This is a genomic window from Streptomyces sp. NPDC060209, from assembly GCF_042728155.1.
Lineage (GTDB): Bacteria > Actinomycetota > Actinomycetes > Streptomycetales > Streptomycetaceae > Streptomyces.
This window is the reverse complement of record NZ_JBHWZS010000403.1, coordinates 1-6,789: the sequence shown is the minus strand read 5'-3', so window position 1 is coordinate 6,789 and position 6,789 is coordinate 1. Positions and strand designations below refer to the sequence as shown.

The 6,789-nt window shown below is 70.6% G+C and carries 5 protein-coding genes; all 5 read left to right on the top strand.

Annotated features, from left to right (window positions below; translation table 11 throughout):
• Positions 1–168 precede the first annotated feature (168 nt).
• Positions 169–1,587, top strand: a complete 1,419-nt coding sequence (gene murF / locus ACFWFI_RS39560) for a UDP-N-acetylmuramoyl-tripeptide--D-alanyl-D-alanine ligase (protein ID WP_387400292.1) — start codon at positions 169–171, stop codon at positions 1,585–1,587.
• A complete protein-coding gene (mraY, locus tag ACFWFI_RS39555) occupies positions 1,584–2,654 on the top strand; it encodes a phospho-N-acetylmuramoyl-pentapeptide-transferase (protein WP_387400290.1) in 1,071 nt (356 codons plus the stop codon). Before murF ends, mraY begins: the two co-directional genes overlap by 4 nt.
• On the top strand, positions 2,651–4,069 hold the full coding sequence (gene murD, locus ACFWFI_RS39550) for a UDP-N-acetylmuramoyl-L-alanine--D-glutamate ligase (RefSeq protein WP_387400294.1): 1,419 nt from the start codon (positions 2,651–2,653) through the stop codon (positions 4,067–4,069). The genes mraY and murD overlap by 4 nt, the downstream gene beginning before the upstream one ends.
• 127 nt (positions 4,070–4,196) lie before the next feature.
• On the top strand, positions 4,197–5,657 hold the full coding sequence (gene ftsW / locus ACFWFI_RS39545; RefSeq protein WP_387400288.1) for a putative lipid II flippase FtsW: 1,461 nt from the start codon (positions 4,197–4,199) through the stop codon (positions 5,655–5,657).
• 6 nt (positions 5,658–5,663) lie between these two features.
• Complete coding sequence (gene murG, locus ACFWFI_RS39540; protein WP_104789811.1) at positions 5,664–6,758, top strand: undecaprenyldiphospho-muramoylpentapeptide beta-N-acetylglucosaminyltransferase; 1,095 nt, start codon at positions 5,664–5,666, stop codon at positions 6,756–6,758.
• The last annotated feature ends 31 nt before the right edge of the window (positions 6,759–6,789 follow it).

The window sequence follows — 6,789 nt, the reverse complement described above, 5'->3', positions numbered from 1 at the left end:
CCGGAAAGGGACATGAGCAGGGGCAGGACATCCACGGAGTGGTACGTCCCTTCGACGACCGGAAGGTCCTGCGCGAGGCCATCGAGCGCTCACGGGGACGCACGAGCGCCGCGCACGCCCCTCAGGACCGCGTACACACCCATGAGAACAACAGTCAGGGATGACCAAGTGATCGCCCTTTCCCTCGCCGAGATCGCCGGAATCGTCGACGGGCAGCCGCACGACGTACCGGACCCGTCCGTCGTCGTCACCGGCCCTGTCGTCATCGACTCCCGGGAGGTGCTGCAGGGCTCCCTGTTCGCCGCGTTCGCGGGCGAGCGTGTCGACGGCCACGACTACGCGCAGCGCGCCGTCGAGGCGGGCGCGGTGGCCGTGCTGGCCGCCCGCCCCGTCGGTGCCCCGGCGATCGTCGTCGACGATGTCGTGGCAGCGCTCGGCGCCCTCGCCCGCGCCGTCGTCGAACGCCTCGGGACCACCGTCGTCGCGCTGACCGGCTCGGCGGGCAAGACGTCCACGAAGGACCTGATCGCCCAGCTCCTCGAGCGCAAGGCGCCCACGGTCTGGACGCCCGGCTCCCTCAACAACGAGATCGGTCTGCCGCTCACCGCGCTGCGCGCCACAGCGGAAACCCGCCATCTCGTGCTGGAGATGGGTGCGCGGGGCATCGGCCACATCCACTACCTCGCCGACCTGACGCCGCCGCGGATCGGCCTCGTCCTCAACGTGGGCAGCGCCCACATCGGGGAGTTCGGCAGCCGCGAGGCGATCGCCCAGGCCAAGGGCGAGCTCGTCGAGGTCCTCCCGGAGGACGGTGCCGCGATCCTCAACGCCGACGACCCGCTCGTGCGGGCGATGGCGTCCCGTACAAAAGCCCGGGTGCTTCTCTTCGGAGAGGCCCCGGATGCGGACGTACGGGGAGAGAACGTGCGGCTCACGGACGACGGGCGCCCCGCTTTCGCGCTCCACACACCCACCGGGTGCAGCGACGTGACCTTGCGCCTGTACGGTGAGCACCACGTGTCGAACGCGCTCGCCGCGGCCGCCGTCGCCCATGAGTTGGGCATGTCCGTGACCGAGATCGCCGATGCGCTCTCCGGGGCGGGCACCCTCTCCCGCTGGCGCATGGAGGTCACCGAGCGTCCGGACGGTGTGACGGTCGTCAACGACGCCTACAACGCGAACCCCGAATCCATGAAGGCCGCACTCCGTGCGCTGGCCGCCATGGGCAAGGCCCGACGGGCAGACGGGGGGCGCACGTGGGCGGTGCTCGGTCAGATGGCCGAGCTCGGTGACGCGTCGCTCGCCGAGCACGACGCCGTCGGACGGCTCGCCGTCCGGCTCAACGTCAGCAAGCTCGTCGCTGTCGGAGGAAGAGAAGCCTCCTGGCTGCAACTGGGCGCATATAACGAGGGTTCGTGGGGTGAGGAGTCGGTGCACGTGTCCGACGCACAGGCGGCCGTCGACCTGTTGCGCAGTGAACTGCGCCCGGGAGACGTCGTGCTGGTGAAGGCGTCCCGGTCGGTCGGCCTGGAGAAGGTCGCCCTGGCACTGCTGGAGACGACCGAGGGCGAGGTCGCCGTCCGATGAGGCAGATCCTCTTCGCGGGAGCCATAGGGCTCTTCCTGACCCTGGTCGGCACTCCGCTGCTGATCAAACTTCTGGCCCGCAAGGGCTACGGGCAGTTCATCCGGGACGACGGCCCGCGTACCCACGGCAGCAAGCAGGGCACGCCCACCATGGGTGGTATCGCCTTCATCCTGGCCACGATCATCGCGTACGTGCTGGCGAAGGTGATCACCGGCGAGGAGATGCGCTTCTCCGGCGTCCTCGTCCTGTTCCTGATGGCCGGGATGGGACTCGTCGGCTTCCTCGACGACTACATCAAGATCGTGAAGCAGCGCTCGCTGGGTCTGCGGGCGAAGGCCAAGATGGCCGGCCAGCTGATCGTCGGCATCGCCTTCGCGGTGCTCTCGCTCCAGTTCGCGGACGCCCGCGGCAACACCCCGGCCTCCACCCGGCTCTCGTTCGTCGAGGACTTCGGCTGGTCGATCGGCCCGGTGCTGTTCTGCGTCTGGGCGCTGTTCATGATCCTGGCGATGTCCAACGGCGTGAACCTGACGGACGGTCTGGACGGCCTGGCCACCGGCGCGTCGGTGATGGTCTTCGGCGCGTACACCTTCATCGGGCTGTGGCAGTTCCAGGAGTCCTGCGCCAACGCGACCACCCTCACCAACCCCGAAGCCTGTTTCGAAGTGCGAGATCCACTCGATCTCGCGGTCGTGGCCTCGGCGCTGATGGGCGCCTGCTTCGGCTTCCTGTGGTGGAACACCTCGCCCGCGAAGATCTTCATGGGTGACACCGGTTCGCTCGCCCTCGGCGGCGCGCTCGCCGGCCTGGCGATCTGCTCCCGCACGGAGTTCCTGCTCGCCCTCCTCGGCGGCCTCTTCGTGATGATCACCATGTCCGTGGTCATCCAGGTCGGCTCGTTCAAGATGACCGGCAAGCGGGTCTTCCGCATGGCGCCGCTCCAGCACCACTTCGAACTCAAGGGGTGGTCCGAAGTCCTTGTCGTGGTCCGCTTCTGGATCATCCAGGGCATGTGCGTGATCGTCGGACTCGGCCTCTTCTACGCGGGATGGGCAGCCAAGAAGTGAGCAACGTGGACTGGCAGGGCAAGCACGTCACGGTGGCCGGGCTCGGCGTCAGCGGTATCCCCGCCGCCCGCGCCCTGCACGAGCGGGGTGCCCTCGTCACCGTCGTCAACGACGGCGACGACGAGCGCTCCCGCGCCCAGGCCGCCGACCTGGAGGCGCTCGGCATCACCGTGCGCCTCGGTGACGGCGACACCCTGCCCGAGTCCACCGAGCTCGTGGTCACGGCCCCCGGCTGGAAGCCCGGCAAGCCGCTCTTCCAGGCAGCCGCCGAGGCGGACGTCCCCGTCTGGGGCGACGTCGAACTCGCCTGGCGGCTGAGGGGGCCCGACGCCGCGCCGTGGCTCGCGGTCACCGGCACCAACGGCAAGACCACGACCGTGCGGATGCTCGCCTCGATCCTCGAAGCGGCCGGCCTGCGCACGGCCGCCGTCGGCAACATCGGCGTGTCCCTGCTGGACGCGGTGCTCGGCGACGAGACGTACGACGTACTCGCCGTCGAGCTCTCCAGCTACCAGCTCCACTGGGCGCCTTCGCTGCGCGCCCACTCCGGGGCCGTCCTCAACCTGGCTCCGGATCACCTCGACTGGCACGGCTCCATGGCCGGTTACGCCGCCGACAAGGGCCGGATCTACGAGGGCAACAGCGTCGCCTGCGTCTACAACGCGCAGGACGCCGCGACGGAGGACCTCGTGCGCGAGGCCGACGTCGAGGAGGGCTGCCGAGCCATCGGCTTCACCCTCGGCACACCGGGCCCCTCGCAGCTCGGGGTGGTCGACGGCATCCTCGTCGACCGGGCCTTCGTCGCCAACCGCCAGAAGCAGGCCCAGGAGCTCGCCGAGGTCGGCGACGTCAATCCGCCGGCCCCCCACAACATCGCCAACGCCCTGGCCGCGGCGGCACTGGCCCGCGCCTTCGGTGTGCAGCCCGCCGCCGTACGCGACGGGCTGCGGGCCTTCCGCCCCGACGCCCACCGCATCGAACACGTCGCAGACGTCGCCGGTGTCACGTACATCGACGACTCCAAGGCCACCAACACCCACGCCGCCGAAGCCTCCCTCGCGGCCTACGAACCGATCGTCTGGATCGCCGGCGGCCTGGCCAAGGGCGCCACCTTCGACGAACTGGTCACCGGTGCCGCGAAGCGCCTGAGGGGCGTCGTGCTGATGGGCGCCGACCGGGCGCTGATCCGCGAAGCCCTGACGCGACACGCCCCCGAGGTACCGGTGGTCGACCTCGACCGGACCGACACTGGGGCGATGTCCGCGGCGGTCCTCGAAGCGGCCCGGCTGGCCCGGGCGGGCGACACCGTACTGCTGGCCCCGGCCTGCGCCTCGATGGACATGTTCGTCAACTACAACAAGCGGGGCGAGGCGTTCGCGGACGCGGTCCGCCAACTCGCCGACGAGAGCGCCTGACGGGCCCGGCCCCCGCGTCGTACTGTCCCGGAGAGCCGGATTGTCCGGGGACCCGGTCACGAGCAGCACCGCCGGGGCCGCGCCCCGGCGACAGCCCCGGGCACGAGCAGTGGAGGGGACAGCGACAATGCCGGCCGACGAGAGCTCAGCCGCGCGCGGTGCCGACGGCTCACGGGCGAGGGCGGCGATCAGCCGGGCGCTCACCCCGCCCCTGCTCGCCGGAGCGCTGCCCGCGGGCCCCGGGCCCCTCGCCGGGCTCGCCCTGCGGAGCCGGCCCGCCACCGGTTCCCGGCGGCCCCACGCGCCGAGTGGCGGGGGCCGTGGAGCGGGCACACCCCCCAGGCCGCGCCGCGGGGCCGGGGTGCGGCGGACGTACGAGCGGGCACGACGGGCCTGGGACCGCCCTCTGACCGCGTACTACCTGATCCTCGGCGCCGGACTGCTGATCACGGTCCTCGGCCTCGTCATGGTCTACTCCGCCTCGATGATCAAGGCGCTGGAGCTCTCCAGGCCCAGTACGTACTTCTTCCGCAAGCAGTTCATCGCCGCCGTGATCGGCGCCGGGCTGATGCTGCTGGCCTCCAGGATGCCCGTCAAGCTCCACCGGGCGCTGGCCTACCCGCTGCTCGCGGGCACGGTCTTCCTGATGGTCCTGGTCCAGGTGCCCGGGATAGGGATGTCGGTCAACGGCAACCAGAACTGGATCTATCTCGGCGGCCCCTTCCAGCTCCAGCCCAGCGAGTTCGGCAAGCTCGCCCTGATCCTCTGGGGTGCGGACCTGCTCGCCCGGAAACAGGACAAGCGGCTGCTGGCCCAGTGGAAGCACATGCTGGTGCCGCTGGTGCCGGTCGCCTTCATGCTGCTCGGACTGATCATGCTCGGCGGCGACATGGGCACCGCGATCATCCTCACCGCGATCCTTTTCGGCCTGCTCTGGCTGGCCGGAGCCCCCACCAGGCTCTTCGCCGGTGTGCTCGCCTTCGCCGGCCTCATCGGATTCCTCCTCATCAAGACCAGCCCCAACCGGATGTCCCGGCTCGGCTGCATCGGCGCGTCCGAGCCCGGCCCCGGCGACTCCTGCTGGCAGGCGGTGCACGGAATCTACGCTCTCGCGTCCGGCGGATGGTTCGGTTCCGGGCTCGGTGCGAGTGTGGAAAAATGGGGGCAACTTCCCGAGCCGCACACCGACTTCATCTTCGCGATCACCGGGGAGGAACTGGGCCTGGCGGGGACGCTGTCGGTGCTGGCCCTCTTCGCGGCTCTAGGCTATGCGGGTATCCGCGTGGCCGGACGCACGGAGGACCCCTTCGTGAGGTACGCAGCGGGAGGCGTGACCACCTGGATCACGGCGCAGGCCGTGATCAACATCGGTGCGGTGCTCGGCCTGTTGCCGATCGCCGGTGTCCCGTTGCCGCTGTTCTCCTACGGAGGCTCGGCCCTGCTGCCGACCATGTTCGCGGTAGGGCTCATGATTGCCTTCGCACGGGAGGACCCTGCGGCGAGAGCGGCCCTGGCCATGCGGAGGCCCGGGGTCAGATGGAAGACGATGAGACGGCGCGTCACGAAGCGTCCGTCCGGAGAGCGGTGAATTTCGGTGCATGTCGTACTCGCCGGCGGGGGGACCGCCGGGCACATCGAGCCCGCGCTTGCCCTCGCAGACGCCCTGCGGAGGCAGGACCCGACCGTGGGAATCACTGCCCTCGGCACGGAGCGCGGACTCGAGACCAGGCTCGTACCCGAGCGGGGGTACGAGCTGGCACTGATCCCTGCCGTACCGCTGCCGCGCAAGCCCACACCCGAGCTGATCACCGTCCCGGGGCGGCTGCGCGGCACCATCAAGGCCGCCGAGCAGATCCTGGAGCGCACCAAGGCGGACTGCGTGGTCGGCTTCGGCGGCTACGTCGCCCTGCCCGGCTACCTCGCGGCCAAGCGCGCCGGGGTCCCGATCGTCGTCCATGAGGCCAACGCCAGGCCGGGCCTGGCGAACAAGATCGGTTCGCGGTACGCCCACGGGGTCGCCGTCTCCACTCCGGACAGCAAGCTGCGCGGCGCCCGCTACATCGGCATCCCGCTGCGCCGGACGATCGCCACCCTCGACCGGGCCCGGGTCCGCCCGGAGGCGCGTGCCGCCTTCGGACTCGACCCCAACCTGCCGACACTGCTCGTCTCCGGCGGCTCGCAGGGCGCCCGCCACCTCAACGAGGTGGTCACACGGATCGCGCCACTGCTCCAGCGGTCCGGAATCCAGATCCTGCACGTGGTCGGACCGAAGAACGAATTGCCGCGTATCGACAACATGCCGGGGATGCCGCCCTACATCCCGGTACCGTACGTGGACCGGATGGATCTCGCGTACGCCGCGGCCGACATGATGCTCTGCCGTGCGGGCGCGATGACCGTCGCCGAACTCTCCGCCGTCGGGCTGCCCGCCGCCTACGTCCCGTTGCCGATCGGCAACGGCGAACAGCGGCTCAACGCCCAGCCGGTGGTCAACGCCGGCGGTGGTCTGCTGGTGGACGACGCGGCGCTCACCCCGGAATGGGTGCAGGGCAACGTCCTTCCGGTGCTCTCGGATCCGCACCGGCTGTACGAGATGTCCCGTGCCGCCGCGGAGTTCGGGCGGCGGGACGCCGACGACCTGCTCGTCGGCATGGTGTACGAGGCGATTGCCGCACGCCGCCAGGCGTGAGGCGGGGCGGACCCGGGGCGCGCGCCCCGGG

Coding starts and splice junctions, on each gene's coding strand:
- ftsW (WP_387400288.1), top strand. CDS start 4,197: ATGCCGGCCGACGAGAGCTCAGCCGCGCGCGGTGCCGACGGCTCACGG.
- mraY (WP_387400290.1), top strand. CDS start 1,584: ATGAGGCAGATCCTCTTCGCGGGAGCCATAGGGCTCTTCCTGACCCTG.